General features: G+C 68.6%; 17 protein-coding genes and 6 pseudogenes. 13 read left to right on the top strand and 10 right to left on the bottom strand.

Going from position 1 to position 20,595, the window contains the following annotated elements; genetic code table 11:
• Positions 1-8 precede the first annotated feature (8 nt).
• Positions 9-391: pseudogene (locus QF027_RS01305) on the top strand (MerR family DNA-binding transcriptional regulator).
• Between the two features lie 417 nt (positions 392-808).
• On the opposite strand, the gene QF027_RS01300 reads toward QF027_RS01305, so the two are convergent.
• From QF027_RS01300 to QF027_RS01275, 7 genes and pseudogenes are all read right to left on the bottom strand, one after another.
• On the bottom strand, positions 809-1,690 hold the full coding sequence (locus QF027_RS01300; RefSeq protein ID WP_307082232.1) for an alpha/beta fold hydrolase: 882 nt from the start codon (positions 1,688-1,690) through the stop codon (positions 809-811).
• 36 nt (positions 1,691-1,726) lie between these two features.
• Positions 1,727-3,007 carry a hypothetical protein gene (locus QF027_RS01295; protein ID WP_307072149.1) on the bottom strand — a complete coding sequence of 427 codons (1,281 nt, stop codon included), beginning with the start codon at positions 3,005-3,007 and terminating at the stop codon, positions 1,727-1,729.
• Positions 3,008-3,118: 111 nt separating this feature from the next.
• Positions 3,119-3,697, bottom strand: a complete 579-nt coding sequence (locus QF027_RS01290; RefSeq protein ID WP_307082230.1) for a TetR/AcrR family transcriptional regulator — start codon at positions 3,695-3,697, stop codon at positions 3,119-3,121.
• Between the two features lie 91 nt (positions 3,698-3,788).
• A pseudogene (locus QF027_RS49455) lies at positions 3,789-4,210 on the bottom strand (Tn3 family transposase); the annotation flags it as partial.
• A pseudogene (locus QF027_RS01285) lies at positions 4,199-4,652 on the bottom strand (IS110 family transposase); the annotation flags it as partial. The pseudogenes QF027_RS01285 and QF027_RS49455, both read right to left, overlap by 12 nt.
• A 511-nt stretch (positions 4,653-5,163) precedes the next feature.
• Complete coding sequence (locus tag QF027_RS01280) at positions 5,164-5,418, bottom strand: hypothetical protein (RefSeq protein ID WP_307072148.1); 255 nt, start codon at positions 5,416-5,418, stop codon at positions 5,164-5,166.
• Between the two features lie 192 nt (positions 5,419-5,610).
• The gene (locus QF027_RS01275; RefSeq protein ID WP_307072147.1) at positions 5,611-6,528 is read right to left on the bottom strand and encodes an alpha/beta hydrolase; all 918 of its coding nucleotides are present in this window, start codon (positions 6,526-6,528) and stop codon (positions 5,611-5,613) included.
• A gap of 231 nt (positions 6,529-6,759) precedes the next feature.
• Between QF027_RS01275 and QF027_RS01270 the strand changes: the two genes are divergently transcribed.
• Both QF027_RS01270 and QF027_RS01265 read left to right on the top strand, forming a co-directional pair.
• A complete protein-coding gene (locus QF027_RS01270; RefSeq protein ID WP_307072146.1) occupies positions 6,760-7,629 on the top strand; it encodes a helix-turn-helix domain-containing protein in 870 nt (289 codons plus the stop codon).
• 443 nt (positions 7,630-8,072) lie between these two features.
• Complete coding sequence (locus QF027_RS01265; RefSeq protein ID WP_307072145.1) at positions 8,073-8,504, top strand: IS110 family transposase; 432 nt, start codon at positions 8,073-8,075, stop codon at positions 8,502-8,504.
• 349 nt (positions 8,505-8,853) lie between these two features.
• On the opposite strand, the gene QF027_RS01260 is transcribed toward QF027_RS01265, so the two are convergent.
• Complete coding sequence (locus QF027_RS01260; RefSeq protein WP_307072144.1) at positions 8,854-9,432, bottom strand: TetR/AcrR family transcriptional regulator; 579 nt, start codon at positions 9,430-9,432, stop codon at positions 8,854-8,856.
• Positions 9,433-9,519: 87 nt separating this feature from the next.
• On the opposite strand from QF027_RS01260, the gene QF027_RS01255 reads away from it, so the two are divergent.
• On the top strand, positions 9,520-10,401 hold the full coding sequence (locus QF027_RS01255) for an SDR family oxidoreductase (protein ID WP_307072143.1): 882 nt from the start codon (positions 9,520-9,522) through the stop codon (positions 10,399-10,401).
• Positions 10,402-11,586: 1,185 nt separating this feature from the next.
• Here the strand turns inward: QF027_RS01255 and QF027_RS01250 are convergent.
• Positions 11,587-11,925: a winged helix-turn-helix transcriptional regulator gene (locus QF027_RS01250; protein ID WP_306986962.1), complete on the bottom strand. Its 339-nt coding sequence runs from the start codon at positions 11,923-11,925 to the stop codon at positions 11,587-11,589.
• A 127-nt stretch (positions 11,926-12,052) separates the two neighbouring features.
• Here QF027_RS01250 and QF027_RS01245 point away from each other — a divergent pair, with 127 nt between their 5' ends.
• The 6 genes and pseudogenes from QF027_RS01245 to QF027_RS49445 all read left to right on the top strand — a co-directional run bounded on the left by QF027_RS01245 (position 12,053) and on the right by QF027_RS49445 (position 17,720).
• Complete coding sequence (locus QF027_RS01245) at positions 12,053-12,817, top strand: SDR family oxidoreductase (protein ID WP_306986961.1); 765 nt, start codon at positions 12,053-12,055, stop codon at positions 12,815-12,817.
• Between the two features lie 944 nt (positions 12,818-13,761).
• Positions 13,762-14,763, top strand: a complete 1,002-nt coding sequence (locus tag QF027_RS01235) for an alpha/beta fold hydrolase (RefSeq protein ID WP_373432488.1) — start codon at positions 13,762-13,764, stop codon at positions 14,761-14,763.
• An 84-nt stretch (positions 14,764-14,847) separates the two neighbouring features.
• A pseudogene (locus tag QF027_RS49450) lies at positions 14,848-14,997 on the top strand (IS1380 family transposase); the annotation flags it as partial.
• 9 nt (positions 14,998-15,006) lie between these two features.
• Positions 15,007-15,219, top strand: a pseudogene (locus tag QF027_RS01230) (WHG domain-containing protein); the annotation flags it as partial.
• Between the two features lie 317 nt (positions 15,220-15,536).
• On the top strand, positions 15,537-17,237 hold the full coding sequence (locus tag QF027_RS01225; protein WP_307072142.1) for a glycosyltransferase: 1,701 nt from the start codon (positions 15,537-15,539) through the stop codon (positions 17,235-17,237).
• Positions 17,238-17,315: 78 nt separating this feature from the next.
• Positions 17,316-17,720, top strand: coding sequence for a hypothetical protein (locus tag QF027_RS49445; RefSeq protein WP_373432134.1), 405 nt, complete (start codon positions 17,316-17,318; stop codon positions 17,718-17,720).
• 569 nt (positions 17,721-18,289) lie between these two features.
• On the opposite strand, the gene QF027_RS01215 is transcribed toward QF027_RS49445, so the two are convergent.
• The gene (locus QF027_RS01215) at positions 18,290-18,844 is read right to left on the bottom strand and encodes an ester cyclase (RefSeq protein WP_306986957.1); all 555 of its coding nucleotides are present in this window, start codon (positions 18,842-18,844) and stop codon (positions 18,290-18,292) included.
• 87 nt (positions 18,845-18,931) lie between these two features.
• On the opposite strand from QF027_RS01215, the gene QF027_RS01210 reads away from it, so the two are divergent.
• The 3 genes and pseudogenes from QF027_RS01210 to QF027_RS49440 all read left to right on the top strand — a co-directional run.
• Positions 18,932-19,546, top strand: coding sequence for a TetR/AcrR family transcriptional regulator (locus QF027_RS01210; protein WP_306986956.1), 615 nt, complete (start codon positions 18,932-18,934; stop codon positions 19,544-19,546).
• Between the two features lie 121 nt (positions 19,547-19,667).
• Positions 19,668-19,934: a hypothetical protein gene (locus tag QF027_RS01205; protein ID WP_306986955.1), complete on the top strand. Its 267-nt coding sequence runs from the start codon at positions 19,668-19,670 to the stop codon at positions 19,932-19,934.
• Positions 19,935-20,146: 212 nt separating this feature from the next.
• Positions 20,147-20,470 (top strand): annotated as a pseudogene (locus QF027_RS49440) (ATP-binding cassette domain-containing protein); the annotation flags it as partial.
• Between the last annotated feature and the right edge of the window lie 125 nt (positions 20,471-20,595).

Here is a 20,595-nt window from a genome sequence, read left to right as displayed (position 1 = left end):
TGAGAGGAATCACCACGACTGTCACAGTGGCCGCGGCCGAGCGGTTGATCCGCATCGGCGAGGTGGCACGGGGTGCAGGCGTCTCAGTGCGCGCCGTGCGCTACTACGAGCAGCATGGGCTGCTCATCGCGGAGCGCAGCCCGTCCGGCCGGCGCCTGTACCGGCAGGACGCCACCCCCTGGTCCGCTTCTTCCAGCAGATGTTCGCCGCCGGCCTGACCAGCCGAAGGATCACCGAACTCCTTCCGTGCTGGGACTACGGGCACACCGACGCCGGGCAACGAGCCATGCTGCGAGCCGAGCGCGAGCGCATCCAGGCCAAGATCGACGACCTGCAGGCCGCCCTGGACCACCTCGACGAGGTCATCGCGATCACGGACACGCATCCGTAGGCGCGGTCGGCCAGAATTCTCATCAGCGATCTTGAGCCGTCATCACGGCAAGAACGGGCGTCAGCAGCCCATCCGGGAGAGCGAAGACGGTGACGAGCTGGCCTGTAGCCGCCTCACTGACTCCGAGCCCTTGGGCGACGAGGTCGAGCTGTCCCGTCAGGATGTATTCGGCGACTCGGGCCGTGAACGTTGCGCAGGAGAGCACGGCAGTATCAGCGCGGGCCGGTGTCTTCCCGGGTTTCCAGGATTGCGCATGGTGCTCAATTTCGTTTCGCTGAGGAGTGCTTGGAGAGCGCCCGGGCGCTGGTGGGGTCGAGGGGGCCTCGTGGCTGTGCGGAACCAGATCGTTCGTCTCAGGCACGAGGGCCTCGCCGTCCCGGGCCGCTTCAGATCGCCGACCTCGGCGGCCGGGTGCGGTTACTGGTGCGCGGCCAGGAACGGCAGGAGGACGTCGGCCATCTCGTCGGGTACTTCCTCTGCGAGGTCGTGGCCGGCGTCGAAGGTGTGTCCGGTGACGTCGTGGACCATGAGTCGCATCTGGGACTCGTTGCGGTCGCCGATGAACGCGGATCCGCCGAGGGCCAGAACCGGGAGGTCCAGTTTCTTCTGTGCGGTCTGGCGGTTCTGTTCGGCGTTGACGAGCATGGCCCGGTAGATGGAGAGCATCGCGCGGATTCCGCCGGGCATGGAGTAGCAGCGCACGTATTCGTCGAGCGCGTCGGGGGTGGCGCTGTCGGGCCGGCTGCGCTCGTACTTGATCATGTAGGTGATCAGCTCGCGCTCGTGTCCGGCGATCAGCATCTCGGGTATGTCCGGCTGGAAGTAGAAGCCCACGTGCCACAGGTGCATGCCGCTGGAGATGTTCTCGGGGGTGAGGGCTGTGTGGTCCTCGAAGCCGAAGCCGGGGAACAGGGCCTCGGCGAACACGAGAGCGGTGACACGGTCGCGGTGGCGGGCGGCGAGCTGGTAGCCGATCACCGCTCCCCAGTCCTCGCCCGCCACGGCGTATGTCTCGTGTCCGAGGTTTCTCATCAGCTCGGCGATGTCGTCGCTCATCGTCGCGGAGTCGTAGCCGTCCGACGGGCGGGCGGAGTCGCCGAGACCGCGAAGGTCCGGGGCGACGACGGTGTAGTGGGGCGTCAGCTTCGGGACGAGGTGGCGCCAGTGGTAGCTGGTCTTGGGCACGCCATGCAGGAGCACCACCGCCGGGCCGGACCCGGCTGTGCGGTAGTGCAGACTCGTTCCGTTCACGCTGGCTCGGCCCGTGCGGACGGGTGTTCCGTTATGGTCGAACATCAGGTTTCAACCTTCTCGGTGTACTTCGCGATGCGGGTGTCAGTGGGCTTGCGCGGGGTCGACGAGGGTCACCAGGCGGCTCGGTCCGGTGCCGTCCGAGGTTGTCCGGGCAGCGGAGCGGCCGACGGGGCGCAGGGTGACGTTCTCCGGGTAGAGCCTGCCGAGCAGGGCCAGTACGACGAGGTCGTCCTGACCGGTGGCGTCCAGGGTGGCTTCGCCGCTCTGCGTCCACACCAGTCCCGGCGCGCGCAGCGCGGACCATGCGTCGGCGGTGCCGGATGCGTCGCCTGCGGCGGGGTCCTCACGCTGGGTGAAGCGGTGGCCGCGCAGGGCTTGGCCGAGGTCGACGTGGGCGGTGGTGCCGTCGTGGGTGACCTCGATGCGGGCGGTGCGGGTCCCATTGGTGACCGGCGCGGTGACGGTACGGGCGGTGAGCGGGCCGGATGTGGTGGTGGCGGGCGGCAGGTCCTCGACGAGGGTGCGGGGTGCGGCGTAATAGTCCTGCACCTCGGGGACATACGTGGCGACTTCACCGACGGCCGAGTCGGGGCGCCAGGCCGACAGGTGCCGGGGTGCGGTCAGAGGGGGCTGGTCGAGGAGGGCGGGCAGGGCGGTGCCGCCACCCGCCTCGAAGCCGTAGCCGGCCGGGCCGGAGGCGCCGGTGACGACGTTGCGGGCGAAGGCCACGATGCTGGTGTGCCGGATCTGGCGGACCAGGAGTTCGGTGAGGAACGCGTCGCGGGCCGGTTCGGTGTGCCGTAGTCCGGTCGGGGTGATCAGGAGCGGGACGTCCTGCCAGTTGGTGAAGGGCAGCAGGGCGTCGCGCAGCAGGACGATCTGGTGGAGCCACTCGTTGTAGAGCTGCATCGTGACCGGTCCACCGCGACGTCCGCGGAGCAGATCGGCTGCGGGAGGGGTGAGCAGGTGGCCGTAGCAGTGGCTGCGGACGACCAGCGGGCCGGCGGGCAGACGTACCGGATCGGTGAGCAGCCTCTCCAGCGCCTCGGTGGCCCAAGAGCCGAGCTCCTGGCCAATCGTCTCGGCCTGCGCGCCAAGTTCGCGTGCTGCCGAGGCACTGTCCGGGCCCAGGGACAGCGGGAGGGAGGTCTCCCGGGTGCCGAGGGCAAGTGTCGCGCGGATTTGGTCCTCCAGCACCTCGCTGTCGGCGCTGGTGAGGGCGTTGTCGTCGATGATGCCCTGGAGCAGCGGCTCGGTGGCCGTGAAGAAGTCGCGGGCGGTCAGGGTGGTGCCGGCCGCGGGGAAGGTGTTCCAGTGGCTTCCGCCGAGAGCGGGCGCACTCGGGGCGGGTGCGTGGGGCATGGGTCCTCCGAAGTCTTCGAATGAAGCGGGGAAGGGTCGCCGGATCCCGTGTCCGAGTAGGCACCGGCGGTTTTTCTGGATCACCTGATACAGATTCAGGACATGAAAAAGTCAGTCGAGGGCGGCCAGCGCGACCTCCACAAGGGGTTCGAGGGCGCGGACGTCCGGCGTGATCTTCGAGGAGACGAGCAGTCCGTTGAGGAAGGTGACGAGGAAAGCGGCGAGGGTGTACGGGTCGTGCCGCTTCGCGATCTCGCCCCGCTCCGACGCGACCCGCAGCACTTCGCCAAGCGCGTCCCGACTGGCGTCCTGCATGTCGCGCACGGTGCGCCGGGTCGCTGCATCCTCCGGCAGGCGCTCGCAGGCGGCATTGACCGCCAGGCAGCCCCGGCCGTTGTCCTCCACAGCGATCCGGACCCGCTCGACCAGCATCGTGCGGATCGCCGACCGGGCGTCCACCCCCTCCTCCAGACTGCGCAGGGCGGCCGCCGCGAGGGTGGTGCGGTAGTGCTCCAGCGCTGCCCGGTACAGGCCGTCCTTGTCGCCGAACGCGGCATACAAGGACCCCTGCCCGATCCCCAGGTGCCCGGTCAGGTCGCGTACCGAGGTGGCCTCATAGCCGCGCGTCCAGAACAGCTCCATCGCGCGACTCACCGCTGCCTCGGTGTCGAACTCCCGGGTCCTTGCCATGACCCCACCGTAACCTATCTGGATCGTGCGCTCAAGAAAAGAGGCTGTGGCCGCCTGGCCATTCGCTGACCCCTGCAGGCCGACCTCACGGCTACTCGCCGTCGGCGTCCTCGGCGTCCTCGGCGGTGCCCGGGTCGTACAGCGGGCGCAGGCCCTGCCCGGGGCCGCTGGATTTGATGTTGAACAGGTAGCGGCCGGGGAAGTTGATGTGCCGGTCCTTGAGCGGCGGGCAACGTCCTCGTCCTTGATGTCGTGGTCCTCCGCGCGGAGCTGAGCGACAGTCGCGTCCAGGTAGCGCGTATTCCGCACCACGGCATTGAGGGCCAGGCCGAGGGCGGCGAGCTGGTCCTCCTGGCCCTCGCGGTACGCCTGGCGGATCTGACCCCGGCCACCGTTGCAGATCGCGCGAGCGAGGCGGTGGCGGGACTCCTGCACGGTCAGCTGCCGGTTCATCAGGCGGCGGTAGGTGTCGTCCATCGGGTCGACCATGGCAAGCAGGCGCACCCTGGTGGCCTCGTCGGCCAGGTCGTCGTCGAACCCAACGATCCTCTCCAGCTCGGCGATGGTCTCGTCCTCGCCATCGATCGCCCGCAGCGTGTGGGGCATCGCGGGCCGCGTCCGCGATGATGAACGCATCCCTCGCGTCGGTCTTCGCCTCACCTGGGTAGAGGTCGGCGATCCTCCGCATCGTCAGGCCCGGCAGGTAGGCGACCGGACAGCCCATGTCCCTCGCGACCGACGGCGGCAAGGCACCGATGGAGGCCGGTTGGTCGACCACGACAAGCACCGTTTTGTGCCTGGCCTGGAGTTTCGCGAACAGTTCGCGGAGCTTGGGTTCGGTGTTGGGCAGTCGCTTGTCGAACGCCTTCTTCCCGGCCGGTGTGACGGCGGTGGCGTGGTGTTCGCCCTTGCCGACGTCCAGGCCGAGGAAGACGTCGATGGCGCCGGTGTCGATCACGTGCAGGCCCCTCCATCACGCTTTCGTCCGGCCTTGCCTCGGCATCGAGCTGCCACATCCACGTTACGGAGAGCTCTTCCGGCCCGGGTGAAGCCGGAGCTCAAGCCCCTCATCAGCGGTCCGTCGATGCCTCCAGGCCCGGTGGCACCACCCCCCCCGGATCATGAACAACAAGGGGGGAAGTCATGTCGGACCCGAAGGCCGGTAGCCCCATTGCGGAGCCACGAAAAAGGTAACGGGGGCCGCGTACGACCTCGCGCCGATCCCTGCGACCTGGTCGTTGACTGCACTGAGCCGCGTTACGCCCCTTTTTATACCCCAACCTCCCGCGTCGGCTGGGCACTTGTCGTGGCAGACACATGAAGCTCCTGGTAGACGGGTTTTCGACCAAGAGAACCGTCGCCATACCGCGAATGCCGTCGAGGGGCTGGCAGCGGGCGAGGAGCTGGCGGCGGACCGGACACATGGCGCTGAGGCGCAGGGTGTAGCCCTGGCCGCGTGCGTACGGTCATGCCGTCGGGGCATGAGGCCAGCGACGGCCGTGCGGATGGCGCCGCGGCTGACGCCGGTTTCGCGAGCGGAGGGCGGCGATGGAGCGGCCTTCCAGGTACGCGGTGCGCTCAGCGGCGGTCTTCCCGGCAGCGACGGCCGGGCGGTGGGCACCCTTGCTGCCCTTGGCCCTCGTGGCCCGCAACACGTCGTAGGTCAGCTCGCGTTGAAGGTCTCGCTCGAGTTCGCCGGCGGCGGCGAGGGTCTGCACCATGAACTTCACTGTGGACAGCAACTCGCCGGTGCGCGGGGTGACGGGCGGTGAGGGCCATCGCGGAGAACGCGCCATCGTGGATGCGCACGGCGAGACGATCGCGATGGAGGACGTCGAGCACGTCGAGGATGTGCTGGGTGGCGCGCACGAGATGGCTATCTCTGCTGCCCGTGGGTCCGGAGTGGCGGGCAGTTACTCGGCCAGGTGCTTGCCGAAGAACTCGGTGAGCTTGGCGACGGCGGGGGTCACGTATTCGTCCTTGTCGTACAGGTCGATATGCGTGGCACCGTCGATGACGACCAGTTCCTTGGGCTCGGCTGCCTGCTCGATCGCTTCTCGGCTGAAGTAGGCGCTCTCTGCTTCCGAACCGGCGATCATGAGCAGGGGCCGGGGCGAGATGAGTCGGATCATCGCGTACGAGTCGTACTGGGCGATCAGGTCGATGCTGCGCAGTACCCATCCTTGGTTCGCGCGAGGATGGTGGCCGCGCGGGGTGCGGTAGAACTCGAACGTCTCCCGGAACTGCCTGGTTTCGGTCTCCAGCAGCTCCTCAGCGTTGTCGGGAATCCATGCCGCCAGATGCGGGGCCGCGCCGCGTGCTTCCGCGGTGCGCGCCGCACCGGCCTGGTCGAGCATGGCCTGGAGGATCGCCGGGTCCTGGGTGCGGCCCAGTCCCTCACGGAACGCCGACCCGAGGTCCGCGGCGCTGACCGTGGCGACGGCCTTGATGCGGCGGTCGGTCTGCGCGGCGTAGGGGACGTAACCGCCGGACGCACAGATGCCCAGAGCCCCGATGCGGTCTGGGGCGATGTCGTCACGGGTGGTCAGGTAGGACACGGCGGACTTGATGTCCTCGGCCCGCTGGAAGGGGTTCTCGAGACCCCGCGGCTCGCCCTCGCTCTCGCCCTGGTGGGCGGCGTCGAAGACGAGCGCGGCGAACCCGGCACCGGCCAGACGCTCGGCGTAGATACTCGGGCTCTGCTCCTTCACGCCGCCTCCCGGATGGGAGATGACAACGGCCGGCAACCGGCCGTCGATGTGATCACCGGGGGTGAAGAGAATCCCGGCGATGGCGAGATTGTTACTGGGGAAGGTGACGTTGGCCTTCATGTTTCTGTGTCTCCTGGGTGCAGGTGGGAAATGGGAAATGCTGTGACTGCGGACGAGACGGATTCCTCTGACGGGGCCTCCCGCCTCGGGCGGCCCGTCCGCCGGTCACGTCACCGACGCTGGCACGTCGTACGCGGGTGGGTAAGGGGCGTGTTCTGTCCCCGGACAACGCTGTCCTGGGACACGCCTGGCCCCCTGTCACGGGCATGGCTGTCTGTAAGACTTGTGCCTATGAGCAGCAACAACGCCCACGACAGCGAACTGGGCGCCTTCCTGAAGGCACGGCGCACAGAGCTGAGCCCGGCCGAAGTGGGGCTGCCTGATTCGGCCGGCAGGCGCAGAGTCAAGGGCCTGCGCCGTGAGGAGGTGGCCTTGCTGGCGTCGATCAGCCCCGACTACTACACGCGCCTGGAGCAGGGCCGCCGCCAGGCTTCCGAACCGGTGCTTGACACCCTCGCGCGTGTCCTTCAACTCGACGACGGTGAGCGTGCCTACATGTTCGAACTGTCCGGTCGAGACGCCGCCCGGCCGCATCGGAGCACCACGCAGAAGGTCCAGCCGCAGCTGCAGCGCCTCCTAAATGACCTCTCCACCACACCGGCCGTCGTCCTGGGGCGCCGCACAGACATCCTCGCCTGGAATGCCATGGCGGCCGCCCTGTTCACCGACTTCGCGCGAATCCCTGAGAAGAAGCGCAACTTCGTACGGCTGGTCTTCTGCGAACCGGCCATCAGAGCGCTGTACCCGGATTGGGATTGGGTAGCGCAGATGACCCTGGCACAGCTGCGCATGGAAGCCGCCCGCGATCCGAAAGATCCGCGGCTGGCCGAACTGGTGGACGAGCTGTCGCTTCAGGACCCCGACTTCCGGCGCTGGTGGGGCGCCCACCGCGTCGCCACGCAGGGATCGGGCACGAAAACGCTGAACCATCCGGTTGTCGGCCCGCTCACCCTCGACTGGTCCTTCCTCACCTCCACCGACGACCCCGACCAGCAGCTCATCACCCTGACCGCCGAGCCCAGCACACCCAGCCACGACCGTCTGCGCATCCTCGCCTCATGGGCAGCGCAAACCCCCGACCACCCGATTTCGGACCGTTAGAGGATCGCCTGGTTCCGGGGCCGGCAGGCTGTTCAGCCCGGCATGGGCCTTTGGGAAGGTCACTCACTGTGCGTTGGGCGCACCGCAGCGCAGGCCGTCCGGGGCCGGTCCGAGCTGCCGGGCGAGGCCGTGGAGTTCGTCGCGCGGCAGGTACAGGTGCCCGTGTCCTAGCCAGACGGTATGTGGGTGGGTGCCGGTTGTGAGCCCGGGCCTCGCTCGCAAGTTGTCGTGAGTTGCCGGCCGGGCGCAGCCTGGCCTGTAGTGCCTACATTTGGGGGAGGCCCGGTGTTTTCTGAGCGCACGAGCGTCGGGTTGGATGTGCATGCCCGCAGCGTGGTGGCGTGCGGGATCGACACGGTGACCGGGAATTGATCCGCTGTCGGCTCACGCCGCAGCATGCTGAAGTCCTGGGGTGGATCACTTGCCTGCCCGGTCCAGCCGCGGTGGCCTACGAAGCCGGGCCGACCGGCTTCGACCTGGCCCGGGCGCTGTGGGCAGCGGGGATACGCCGCGAGGGGCTCGCGCCCTCGAGACTGCAGCGTCCGGCCGGTGAGCGGGTGAAGACCGATGCACGCGACGCTCTGCACCTGGCGAAGCTGCTGCGTCTGGACGAGTTCACCGCGGTGCGGGTGCCGTCTCCGGCCGAAGAAGCTGCCCGAGATCTGGTGCCGACCCGCGAGGATGTGCGCGGAGATCTGATGCGTGCTCGCCATCGGGTGAGCAAACTGCTGCTGCGCCAAGGGCTCGTGTGGAGCGGCGGGGTCACGTGGAGGCCGGCGCACCACGCGTGGCTCGGCGCGCAGCGCTTCGACGACGTGGCGCAGCAGGCCGCGGCCACGGACCGGGCGTTCGAGTCCGTCCGCCGAACGCAGTGACTCCAGCAGCCGAAGTAAGTCGGGCTGGGACAGGGCCATCATGCACCTCCTGGTTGAACTGGCCGTGTACCAGAGCGAGTTGCATGGTGGCCCGCCTGCTGGGCAGGGAGCGGAATCCCAATCGGCACACGAGTTGGGCGAGAACCTGCTCCGGACTCAGGCCCGTGCAGGCGGCGATGGCGCGTAGCCGACGGCTCGCGTCTGTAGGCAGCCGCACCTGTGCCTTCAGTTCGTCGCGCGCGTCCTCGCGTTCCTTTCCCGAGCGGTACGACGTGCGATGGCGCCCTCGTGATGGGGATCTCTGATTCGGCTCCGGCCGCAGTTCCGTGAACGGTGGGCGAGGTGCCGGTCAGCCCAGCGAGGCGCTCGCGGCACGCAGTTCGTCCAGGGCCGCCAGGGTGTACCCGGCGAGCGCGTCCTTGCCGTCACGGTCGCCCTCGGACCATTGGACGTATCCCCGTTTGAAGGCGAGGACGCCCAGCTCGCCCGCCAGAGCCGCGGTCGGATCGGGTATGCCGCGGGCGACCAGAGCGGTCGTCATCGCGGCCGCGAGGCTGACGCTCTTGAGGGCGTCACGCTCTTGAAGTTCGGCGCTGGCGGCGACGGCCGCCTTCAGGCGAGGCGCGAGCTCGCGGCTCATGGGGCCCATCGCGCTCGACGCGCGCTCCAGACCGGCGGCGACCGCCTCGAGCGGGCTGGCGTCAGCGGGCGCGTCGGCGATCCCCTCGGTCAGCAGTCGGCTCAGCGTCTCCTGTCCGGCCACCAGCAGCTCGCGCTTGTCGGGGAAGTGCCGGAAGAAGGTGCTCTTGGTGACTCCTGCGCGCTCGGCGATCTGCGCGACCGTCGTGGCGTCGTACCCCTGCTCGGTGAACAGGTCGACGGCAGCCACGACGAGGCGTTCGCGTGCGCCTGGTTCCCATCTGCCCATGGTCACCATCCTAGGTGATGGGACTCTTGTCCCATCACTGCAGTAGGGTGATGGGACAAGAGTCCCATCACTCCTGGGGAGTTTCCCATGCGCGTTTTTGTCACCGGCGGCACCGGTCTGATCGGTTCCGCTGTCATCGCCGAACTGCTCGACAACGGCCACACCGTCCTCGCACTCGCTCGCTCCGACGCATCCGCGCAGGCCATAGCGGCGGTTGGTGCCGAGCCCCTCCGGGGAGCCCTCGCCGACCTGGCCACCCTTCGCGCCGGCGCCGCCCGGGCCGACGGGGTGATCCATCTCGCGTTCGACCACGACTTCAGCAGCGCCGACACCCTCGCGAAGTCGGTCGCGGAGGAGGGTGCCGCCCTCGCGGCCCTCGGCGAGGAACTCGTCGGCAGCGACCGCCCCCTCGTCACCTGCTCGGGTACGCCCTACGTACCCGGCCGCGCCTCCACGGAGGCCGACCCGCTGATGACCGAGGGGCCGGTCGGCGGTCGCGGTCGTGCGGTCACGTCGGTCCTGGGCCTGTCCTCGCGCGGGGTCCGCAGCAGCGCCGTACGCCTGCCGCGCACGGTTCACAACCAGGGCTCCGGCGGATTCGCCGGCCTGTTGACCGACATCGCACGCCGCACCGGAGTGTCCGGTTACCCCGGTGACGGCGCACAGCGCTGGCCGGCCGTGCACGCGCTCGACGCGGCAGTCCTCTTCCGGCTCGCCCTGGAACAGGCGGAAGCGGGTACCTCCTGGCATGCCGTGGCCGACGAGGGGGACAAGGTTCGCGATATCGCCACGGTCATCGGGCGACGGCTGGGCCTGCCGGTCGAGTCGGTATCGGCGGAGACCTTCGGCCCCCTGGGCCAGATCTTCGCGAGCGACCAGCCCTCGTCCAGCGCGTACACCCGGCAGGCGCTCGGCTGGGAGCCCAAGCACCCCGGCCTTCTGGAGGACCTGAAGAACATCCAGCCCTGACCGACGACCGGGACGTTCGGGCAGGCCCCCTGCCGAAACGATCCCCCGTTCCCGCCCCTGATCCGTGAGGAGGTGTGTCCCATCCTCTCTCCGCAGGCCACAGCGTTGTGGAGCGTGGCAGGGCTCCGCTTTTCGTTCGGTGTGGCGTCGGTGGACGGGCAGCCGAACGGCAACGGGGCCCCAGGGCGTTGCCGCGAGGGCGGCCGGAGCGATCGCGGGCCAGAGGCACCGTTGAGTCCGGGAACGCATCAGGAAGGTGCCGGTGGCCTTTTCCAGGCCTTTCCACCCAGTAGAGCTGTCAAGCGCCGCGCTCATCGAGAGTCTCGCTGAGCTTTTTGGGCTTCGTCGTGGGAGGCATATCTGCCGACCCGGTGCCGGGCGCGTTGGCGTCCTGGTGGATCACTGACAAGGGAAGCGTGATCGGGTTACTGGCGTCGTCGCCTCCGCCGTGCATAACGCGGCATCAACTCCCCAGGCTGCCGTTGGCTGGCCGAAGGCGGGCGCAGTCGGCGCCTCCCTGGTAGGTGGCAGCGAGTGCGACACGGGCGCACTCGGCACCGGTTGGGGTGAAGCGGTAGTAGCGGCGGCGATGCCGGGGCGGATGGTGCCCGTGGGAGGCCTGCCGCCTCGGAGATTTTCAGGGAGCAATAGTCAAGACTTGTCGATGAGTTGTGTGGCTCGGATCCTTCCTTGGCTGCGTGACGCGGGAGACGACGTGTCAGGTCAGTCGTTGAGTGGTTCGACGTGAATGGGATCAGATCCGCCCAGGTAGAGCATGCACCCCGCGTACTCCATGTCCACGTCCATCCTCTCCGGTGGTACGACGTAGAGTCCTGCGAGCGGCGGCGATGCCGGGGCGGATCGGTCTTCTCGATCTCGCTGTGGGTGAGCGCGGGAGCTCAGCCGAGAGTGACCGAGTGGGCCGCGATGAAGGCGGTCGCAGCCTACTCGGAGACAATCACAGGATCATCGGGAAGATACGCCCTCGGCGTTGCTCCCAGCAATGATCCACAGGTTCCGAGCGTTGCTCCCAAGTGTGCAAGTACCAAAATGCTTCCGAAACTCGGCTCTGGCACAAGATCTTGGGGAGTAGCTGCGGAGAGTCACCGAAGTGTTCGATTGCGGATGTCCGGGTTCGCGTGAGACCGCGTACGTCTTCCTCCTCGACGGCGTTCGACGGCTCGGTCACTTCTCGCGGCGTGGCGCGATCTCCGTCGCGTTGGCACGGATCCATTGCAGCAGTGGGTCCAGCGCCGCCGCCGCGCCGCGGCCCAGGTTGGTGACCGAATACGTCACCGATGGCGGCTGTCCCGTGCCGACCTGGCGGTGTACCAGGCCGTCCTGCTGGAGTGAGCGGAGCGTGGCTGCGAGGCTCTTGTCGCTGATTCCCGCGACCACCGTGCGTAGCTCGTGATAGCGGAGCGGTTCGGCCAGCAGTGCCGTGAGGATCAGGATCGTCCACCGGCTGGCGAGGTGCCCCAATACCTCGCGCGCCGGGCAGTCTTTGTGGAACACGTCACCCATCACACCTCTCCCGGGCTTCTGGACTGCGCGCTCACCGTCGGGTGAGCACCTCACCACGTGGTGAGCGCCTTCCGCCGCACCTGCGCTCTCCCTAGGTTAGTGACCTGCTTACGACCAAGGAGGAAGCGTGCCACCGACCACACTCGTCACCGGCGCCGCCCGTGGCCTCGGGGCGGCCATCGCGCGGCAACTGGGATCGTGCGGCCACCACGTGATCGTCAACTACCGCACCGGCGCCGCCGACGCGGCCGAAATCGTGCGTGGCATCGAGGCCACTGGCGGCAGCGCGTCGAGCGCCAGGGCCGACGTCACCGACCCGTCCGCCGTCGATGACCTGGTGACCGGGATCCTCGCCACCCACCGGCGGATCGACACAGTCGTCATCAACGCCAATACCGCGCCGCCGCCGTTCGCCGCGCTGGCCGACCTGTCATGGGCGGCTTTCGCAGCCAAGGTCACCGGCGAGCTTGCCGGCGCCTTCCACATCACCAAGCGCGTCCTCGCGCCGATGCGGGCGCAGGGCGCAGGTCGGATCATCTTCATCGGCAGCACCGCTGCGGACTACGTCGGCGAAGGCCGGCTCGCGCATGGCACAGCGAAATCCGCGCTGGCCACCTTCGCCCGCCACGTCGCTGCGGAGAACGCGCGCGACGGCGTCAGTGTGCTCATTGTCGCCCCAGGGGCAGTCCGGACGTCGGCCACCGCAGAAGTCCTGACCAGCGAGCGCGGCGCCGTCTTGGCCCGCGAGTCCGTGCTGGGCCGGATGCTTGAGCCCGAAGATGTCGCGGCCGCGGTGGCGCTGGCCGCCGACCCCGCACTCAGCGCAGCCACCGGCACGACTCTGCGGGTCGACGGCGGCTGGTCGGTCCTGGTCGGCGGCCCAGCCAGCTGAGCACTCACGCCTGGATCGAACGGTCCAGGTCCGTCGGCGATGCCGTTCATTGCACTCACCGCAGTCCCGCGGCTGATCCTCGGGATCACCGCATCAAAGCGCCCGACTCCGGCCCCCGCCTCGCAAGACATGGACCAAGACAACTGGTTTTGGGGGCCTCCCCCTGCGTGGTGGACACGCTGATACCGGTCTGCTTGATCCGGAGGAAGCGAGAAGACCGCCGATGGCGATGAAGGACTTGCGGACGAGTTCAAGGCCGATGCTGTGGCCCTGTACGAGTCCACGCCCGGGGCGACCTACAAGAGCATCGCCGCTGACCTGGGCATCAAGCGGGCCCCCTGCGTGAGTGGGTCCTGCGGGACCGCGAACGGCGCGGTGTCGCCGTCGCTGCCCCCTCTGCGGGCGGGACGCCGGCGGCCCGGGCCGGGCAGACGCCGTCGTCGGCCGATCCGGACGAGCGGATCCGGCAGCTGGAAGCCCGGGTGTCCGAGCGCGGGGCAAATGAGCGGAAGTTGGCGACCGAGCGGGACATCCTGCGCAGGGCGGCGAAGTATTTCGCGGCGGAGACCAACTGGTGAGTCGCTTTCAGTTCGTCTCCGATCACCGGGCGCCTACGGCGTGAAGCGGCTGTGCGAGGTCCTGGGCCTGCACCGGTCCAGCTACTGCAAGTGGCTTACCGGCAGGAAGGCGAGGGCGGCCCGGCAGCGCGATGACCCGCTCCCGTTCGCAGCCTGTCGGTTCCGAGAAGTGCGCGCGCTCGGCCGCGCTTCGGCTCGGGAAGTCGCCTGGCTGAAGGCCGCCGAGCCGGGAGAGCGTATCCGCCGCCCGGACGGCGGGACGCACACCGCCCGGCCTTGTCCTGGACCTCGACGTCACCCTGGTGCCACTCCGAGAAGGAGGCGGCCGCACCCACCTCCAAAGGTGGTTTCGGGTTCCACCCGCCGGTGTGCTCCCTGGCCAACAGCGGCGAGGCGCTTGCGTGGCCGCAAGCGGCTGGACGACGGGGTGGCCTCACGGGATCGAATGGAATTTCCGGGCCTGGTGGCCCAACCGGCAAGATTCATCTGGCCTGCGACGCCGTCGGTCGCCCGCTCGCTTGCTACGCCGTTGGAGCGAAGCCGCAGGCCGACGGGATTTTGGGTCCGGTCCGGAGGGGGAGACCCAGCGTTGTGACAGATCATGTAGCAGGACATGCAATTCCGTATGAGGTACAGGGCAACGGTCCGGAGCGGGTCCTCGCACTCCACCACTGGCTCAGCGACAGGTCGGGTTTCGGCCATCTGCGGCGGTACCTGGACGGGAGCGCGTTCAATTACGCGTTCGTGGACTGCCGTGGGTACGGCGAGGCGATGGACATCCCTGGGACGTACACGATGGAGGAGGTCGCGGCGGACGCTCTCGCCGTGGCCGACGACCTGGGCTGGGACAATTTCTCGGTGATCGGTCACTCCATGGGCGGCAAGGCGGCCCAGCTGATGTTGCTGGACGCCCCCTCGCGGGTCCGCTCGATCGTCGGCATCTCGCCGGTACCTGCGTCCGGGTTCCCGCTCGAAGGGGAGATGTGGGAGCTGTTCGCCGGAGCCGTGGAGGATTTCAGCAATCGCAGGACGATCTTTGACGTCACCACCGGCGGTCGGCACGACGATGCGTGGCTGGATGCCAGAGTGAGCGGCTCGGAACGCTCCTCGTCGGCGGCTCTGCGCTCGTACCTCGATTCCTGGACTCGTGGCTCCGACATCCACGAGCGGCTCGAGGGAAATCCGACCCCGGTGCTTGTCGTGGCTGGTGCGAACGACCCGGCGATGGGCCCTGACACCATGCGGTCCACCTGGCTGCAGTGGTATCCGAACGCTGAGCTCGAGATCTTCAACGACGCCGGCCACTTCGCCCCGGATGAGAGCCCAGAGGCTCTGGCGACAGTGGTCGAGAGATTCCTGGGCCGCTAGCCCGCGTTTCATTCGCGGCTGTGTCCGGATCTTGACCCAGAAGCGCCCTCTGAACTGGGATCCGAGCTTGTCTTCTCGGTCGACGGTCGAGGAGTGGTCAGCCAGGCCGGATCCCGCGTGCCGGCCGATCTCGCCGATGCCACAGGCCTGACCGACGCCTTCACCAACGCACTGCACCGGTTGCGGCCGCGCGGCACCGGCCACACGGTCGGGCCCTTCCACTGCGCCGTCGCTCCCGTTTTCCCCGAACCGCTGCAGGGTGCCTTCGCCGCCCTGCTGGCGCCCTGCTGGAGAGCCTCGGCGAGATCGCCGGGGACGGCGTCCACCCGGCGCTGTTCACCGAGGTGTTCTGGGCGGCCCTGCACGGGCTGGCGATCCTGACCTGGGCGGGACGGGCTGCCGCCGGAGGATGCCGAGCGGAGGACGGAGCTCCTGGTGGACCGGCTCGCCATCCTCTGCCCCACCGTTCCGGCGGGCACGCAGCGGGGTCCTCGGGCCCCGTGGCCTCCCTGCGGCATCGCTCCCGGTCATTCGCGCCCACACGGCGCAGCCGCAGATCGCCGGGCTCTGTACCCCAGACGGGTCAGTCGAAGGGGCACCCGGCCGGAAGCTGCGGTACTCATTGATCACGACCCGATACGCGGCCCTGGCGCCGTACTGAATAGGAAGATTTCGGAGGCAGTCATCCGATTGCTTCGGATGAGACAGCCTTTGCCAGAGTCGGAACGTCCAAAGAACAACGAGACACGTGGTCTCCGTTTGGGGGAACGTTCATGCTCAAAGTGAGCATCGTGGTGCCCGTATACAACGCGGGCCGTTACATCGAGATGTGTGCGCCGTCACTCTTACGTCAGACCCTGGGGGAGGACGCGTACGAAGTCATCTACGTCGACGACGGCTCGACCGACAACTCCGCGCAACGTCTCGACCAACTGGCGGCGCAACACCCGCATGTGCGCGTGGTCCATCAGGAGAACTCCGGCTGGCCCGGCAAACCCCGCAACGTCGGCGTCCAAGAGTCCCGCGGCGAGTACATCCAGTTCGTCGACCAGGACGACGAGTTGACCCCGGCGGCCCTCGAACACCTGCACCGACTGGCCAGCCGCAACGGCTCCGACATCGTCCTCGGCAAGGTCGTGGGCACCATGGCGGGCCCCAGCAACGTCTTCAAGCGCACCGTGGAGCGCTGCACGGTCGAGGACGCGCCGCTCATGGAGAGCCTCACCCCGCACAAGATGTTCCGCCGCGACTTCCTGCTCGCCCACGACCTGAGGTTCCCCGAGGGCCCGGTGCGGCTGGAGGACCAACTCTTCATGGCCCGCGCCTACTTGCGCGCCAAGACGGTCTCGATCCTCGCCGATCACCCCTGCTACGTATGGAACCGCCGGGACGACGGAGGCAATACCAGCAGCCGCGGCGCCAGCCCGGAGGACTACTACGGTCACCTCCGCACGGTAGTCGAGGCCATCAAGCAGGACACCCAACCCGGTCCCCTGCAGGACCACTTGCTCCGCCGGTCCTACCGCGTCGAACTCCTCCGTCCGGTGGGCGAGCCCCGTGCCCTTCAGCGCACGGGCAAGGTCCTCGAACGCTACTTCGACGTCGTACGCCGTATGGCACTCGAGGCCTATCCGCCCGGTGTCCGTGACGGCCTCCCCGCCCTCACCCGGCTCCGGGCGCACCTGCTGGAGGAGGGCCATCTGGACTCCCTTGTCGAACTCGCCCGCCGCACCCGGGGCATCAGGCCCGAGCTCACCGTCGACGACATCCGCTGGCGGGACGGAAAGCTCCACGTCACCACCACGTTCGGCATGCGCCGCGCCGACGGTGAACCCCTCGCTCTCGTCGAACGCTACGGCCGTATGCTCCTCGACCCCGACCTGCTGGCCGGTATCAGGGGCGCTGAGGCCTGGGAGGCCCCGCACCCCCTCGGCCACGCCCACGGCGAACTTCTCGTCCACGACACCGCCCGGGACCTGTGGTGGTACCCCGACGCCGATCTGACCCCTTGCACGCAACCGCTCGGCGGTGGCCGCCACCGCGTCGTGCTCACCGGCGAGACGCCCATCGACCCCCTGACCCTGGCCGGCGGCCGGCCGATGGAACCTGGCACGCACGTGGTGTGGGCGAGCGCCCAACTCCTCGGTGTGGGTCGCAGGGCGCGGGTGACACGCAGCGACGTCGCAACGCGCGGTGCAGGCCCGGACGCCGGTCTCGGCTTCGGCTCGGTCACAGTCGGAACCCCATCCCACCTGGTGATTCCGGTCTGGGACGGCCCGGCCGGCCAACTCCGCCTCTCCGCCCGTCCGCCGAGTCAGGCCACACTTCCGCACCGCATCTACCTGCGCACCACATCGGCTCCGCCCATCCGCCGCGCGGCACGTACGGTCCTCCACCGCCTCCCCCCGGACGTACGGGGCCGGGCGAAGAAGCTGGCGCGCAGGGCGGACCCCTGGAGCGGCGGCCGGCCATAGCAGCCGCGGCTACGACGCCGCGAAGAAGACAACGGCCGCAAGCGACATATCACCGTGGACCCGCTCGGCCTGCCGGTGATGATCACGGTGACGCCCGCCGATGTCCAGGACCGCGACGCTGCCCGCGACGTGTTCTGGCGCCTGCGTCTCATACAGCCGCAGATCACCCAGGTCTGGGAAGACCGCGACTACGCAGGCGAACTGGGCCGTGCTGCCGTCGGTGAGTTGGAGGTTGCGGGCGTCGAAGGTCGAAGTGGTCGAGCCGGCCGTGGTGCGGTTTCCGGCGGCGTCCCATTCGTACGCCACTGTCGTGGTGGCGTCCTTGTCCAGGACAGCTACCGGCGCAACAAGCGACCGAGGAACCCCACCGACAAGCCCGACAAATCCCCGAACGGTAGCGAGCGAGATTCCGGCTACCGCCACTGCTGTCACAGGTCCCCGCTGCTCTCACCGCGTCGAGATCAAGGTGGATGGGGTGCTTGAAGGCGTGCTGATCGCCGAAAGTCTGCGGGTCGGGCCGAACTGGCCGGAGTCCCGCGGCACATCACCAAGCTTGCGAGAGTGGCGGTGAACAGCGCGGCGGCTGAGCAGCCACAGCAGTGGACTCTGTTGGACTTCGCTGCCGACGAGGCCGAAGCCGAGCAGCTGGCTGCCTGTCTGGCCCCGACGGGGACGACCGGTCGCCTATGGCAGAGTAGACGACCGGTCTAGAAAAAGTCAAACGCGGATGCGTATGGCGGGGGAGGTGCGATGATCCGGCCGGAAATGCAGGCGGATTCGAGACAGCGGGCGCTACGCCGAGCATCAAGGAGCCGATGATGTGCACGGCAGGCCGGGCGGGCCGGTCGTCTCTCACCCGGCGTCTTCGCAGCCGCTCAGGAGCGGCCCGGGCCGAGGTCTCCGCTCGCGCGGCCGGAAATGTCGATGCCTTTCCGAGAGGCGGGCTCGGCCCGGAGCCGCGCTGAGGCGGTTCATTCGTGGGCGGTGATGTCGAGGCGGATACGGTCGTTGTCGCAGCCTCGTTCTGCCGTCCGGAAAGCCAACGAGGTCCGCTACGCCGTGGCGGCCGCTGCCGCCGCTTGAGCCGTCACCTGCTGCGCGGCGCGCTCGGCTCGGCCGGTCAGTCGCCACATGACCATGCGCAGCATGCCGGCCGGTTCCGGCGGGAACATGCCCAACTGCCCGAGCATCGTGACGTCGTCACGGACCGCTTCGTGCGAGACCACTTTGCCGTCGCGGAGACCGAGTACATGGATCTGCTCGAAGTCGATCTCACGCCCGGTGGGCGGCACAGCCTGGTCGAGGACGCCGTCGCGGAACCGGACGAAGGCGCCCGTCTGGCGGCCCTGCATACGCAGACGCACCCAGACCTGGTCTCCCTCATGGACGATTCCGGTGACGGCGAAACGAAGGTCGCTGAAGGCGGAGCGCATCCACGCACTTGACGCCAGAACTCCCGCAGGCCCCGCGACCGAGCAGGCCTGCGGCGAGACGGAGGACTCGCGGTTGCGGAAGTCCTGGTGCACGACCTCGGCCGCCAGCTCCCGGTCGCCCGTCTCCAGGATGCGGAAGAGGCCGTGACCCAACTCCGCAGCGTCGATTCCCATGATCAAGCCTTTCGTCGGCGCCGCGCCTGCGCGGCAAGTATTGAGGTAATGCCGTGCCTAATGAATTCGCGATGTTAGCATGCAATCATGTCGCCCAAGCGCCCCTACGTGTCCCCGCTGCGTGAGCAGGGTGCGGCCCGCACCCGGGAACTGATCCTCGGCCGGGCGACAGCGCTGTTCGCCGAACGCGGCTACGGGCGCGTGGCCGTCGCCGACATCGCCGCTGCTGCCGGCGTCGCGCCGAAGACGGTGTTCGCCAGCGTCGGGAGCAAGGGCGACATTCTCAACCGGATCGTCGACCGGGGGGTGGCCGCGTCGGGCTACCGGCAGGCCATCGAGGAGATCCTCGGCATGCGAACGCCGGAGGCGGTCATCGCGGCGCTGGCCCGGGGGACGCGAGCGGGCAACGAGGGCCAGCACGCCGTACACGAAGCCATCCGCAAGGCACTCCCTGTCCACGAGGACGGCGAGGCCCTCTGGGACCGTGCCACGGCGGCGTACCGGGACGCCCTGCGGGCTGTCGCCGGTCACCTGCACTCGCTCGATCCATCGCCTTCCTGCCCGGTGGAGGAGACGGCCGATCTTCTCTGGTACTGGTTCGGACCTCTCGGCTGGCACACACTCGTGGTGGAGAGCGGCTGGACGTGGGAACGCGCCGAGCACGTCCTGAACAGGACCGCCATGCTCACCCTGTTCGGCTGAAGCCACCTCCCCGGGCGTCGGCTCCCACACGACTCACCCTCGCACCACGACTTTGGTCACCGGCGCACGGCCGACTTTCGGCCGATGCCCGCACGCGCCGCCCGGTCCTAGTGTCGGCGTCATGAACCGATCCACACACCGGACCACTGCCCTCCTCTTTCAGCAGCCCGCGCGGCTCATCGCTGTCGTGATCGCCGCACTGCTTCTCCTCATGGGCGGCGTACCCATGGCCGAGCGTCTCGTGGCCCACCTGACGGTGTGGACCGCCAGTGCGCCCGTGCCCGGACTGGCGTGGCTGCTGCCGTTCACCGCAGGCGCCTCGGCACTGTTTCTGACACTGGGCCGTCGCAGCGGCACCGCAGACGAGGCACACCCGCAGAAGGGATGACCGGGAGCCCGAGTGCGGCCGTACGGCACCGTCGTACGGCCGCGGCCTCTCATCCCGACCTCCGCAGAAGGATCACACAGGTTTCCTCACGTCATGACAGACCACATCACGGACCCTCGGGTCACTCCGCCCCCGCCTCGGAAACGTATGAGTTGGGCAAGCGTCACCGTCGCGGATGGGCCCTGCGTGACGCTTCCTTGCGTCTTCCGGAGGGAAGCATGTGCGCCCTCGTCGGGCCCAACGGAGCCGGCAAGACCACCCTGCTCTCCCTGGCAGCGGGCCTCCTCGAACCGACGGCCGGCACCATCAGGCTGTCCGGGCATGACCCGGGGAGCTCCGAGGCCCGCCGGAGTACGGCCTTCGTCAGCCAGCGCAAGGCGCTCTACCCACGCTTCAGCGTGCGGGACACCCTGCGCATGGGGCAGGAGCTGAACCCCACCTGGCACCAGGAGACCGCTGAGTCGGTCATCGAAGACGGCGGCATCCCGATGAGCGCCAGGGTCGGAACGCTCTCCGGAGGCCAGTCCACCCGTGTCGCCTTCGCCCTCGCCCTGGGCAAGCGGCCCCGGCTGCTGCTCCTGGACGAACCGATGGCTGATCTCGATCCGCTGGTGCGCAGGCAGATGACCGACCTCCTACGCGTCGAGGCGCGTACGAACGG

It is taken from the genome of Streptomyces canus (assembly GCF_030816965.1).
GTDB classification, from domain to species: domain Bacteria; phylum Actinomycetota; class Actinomycetes; order Streptomycetales; family Streptomycetaceae; genus Streptomyces; species Streptomyces canus_E.
Note: the sequence above shows the minus strand (reverse complement) of the source record. Positions and strands in the feature narration are given on the sequence as shown.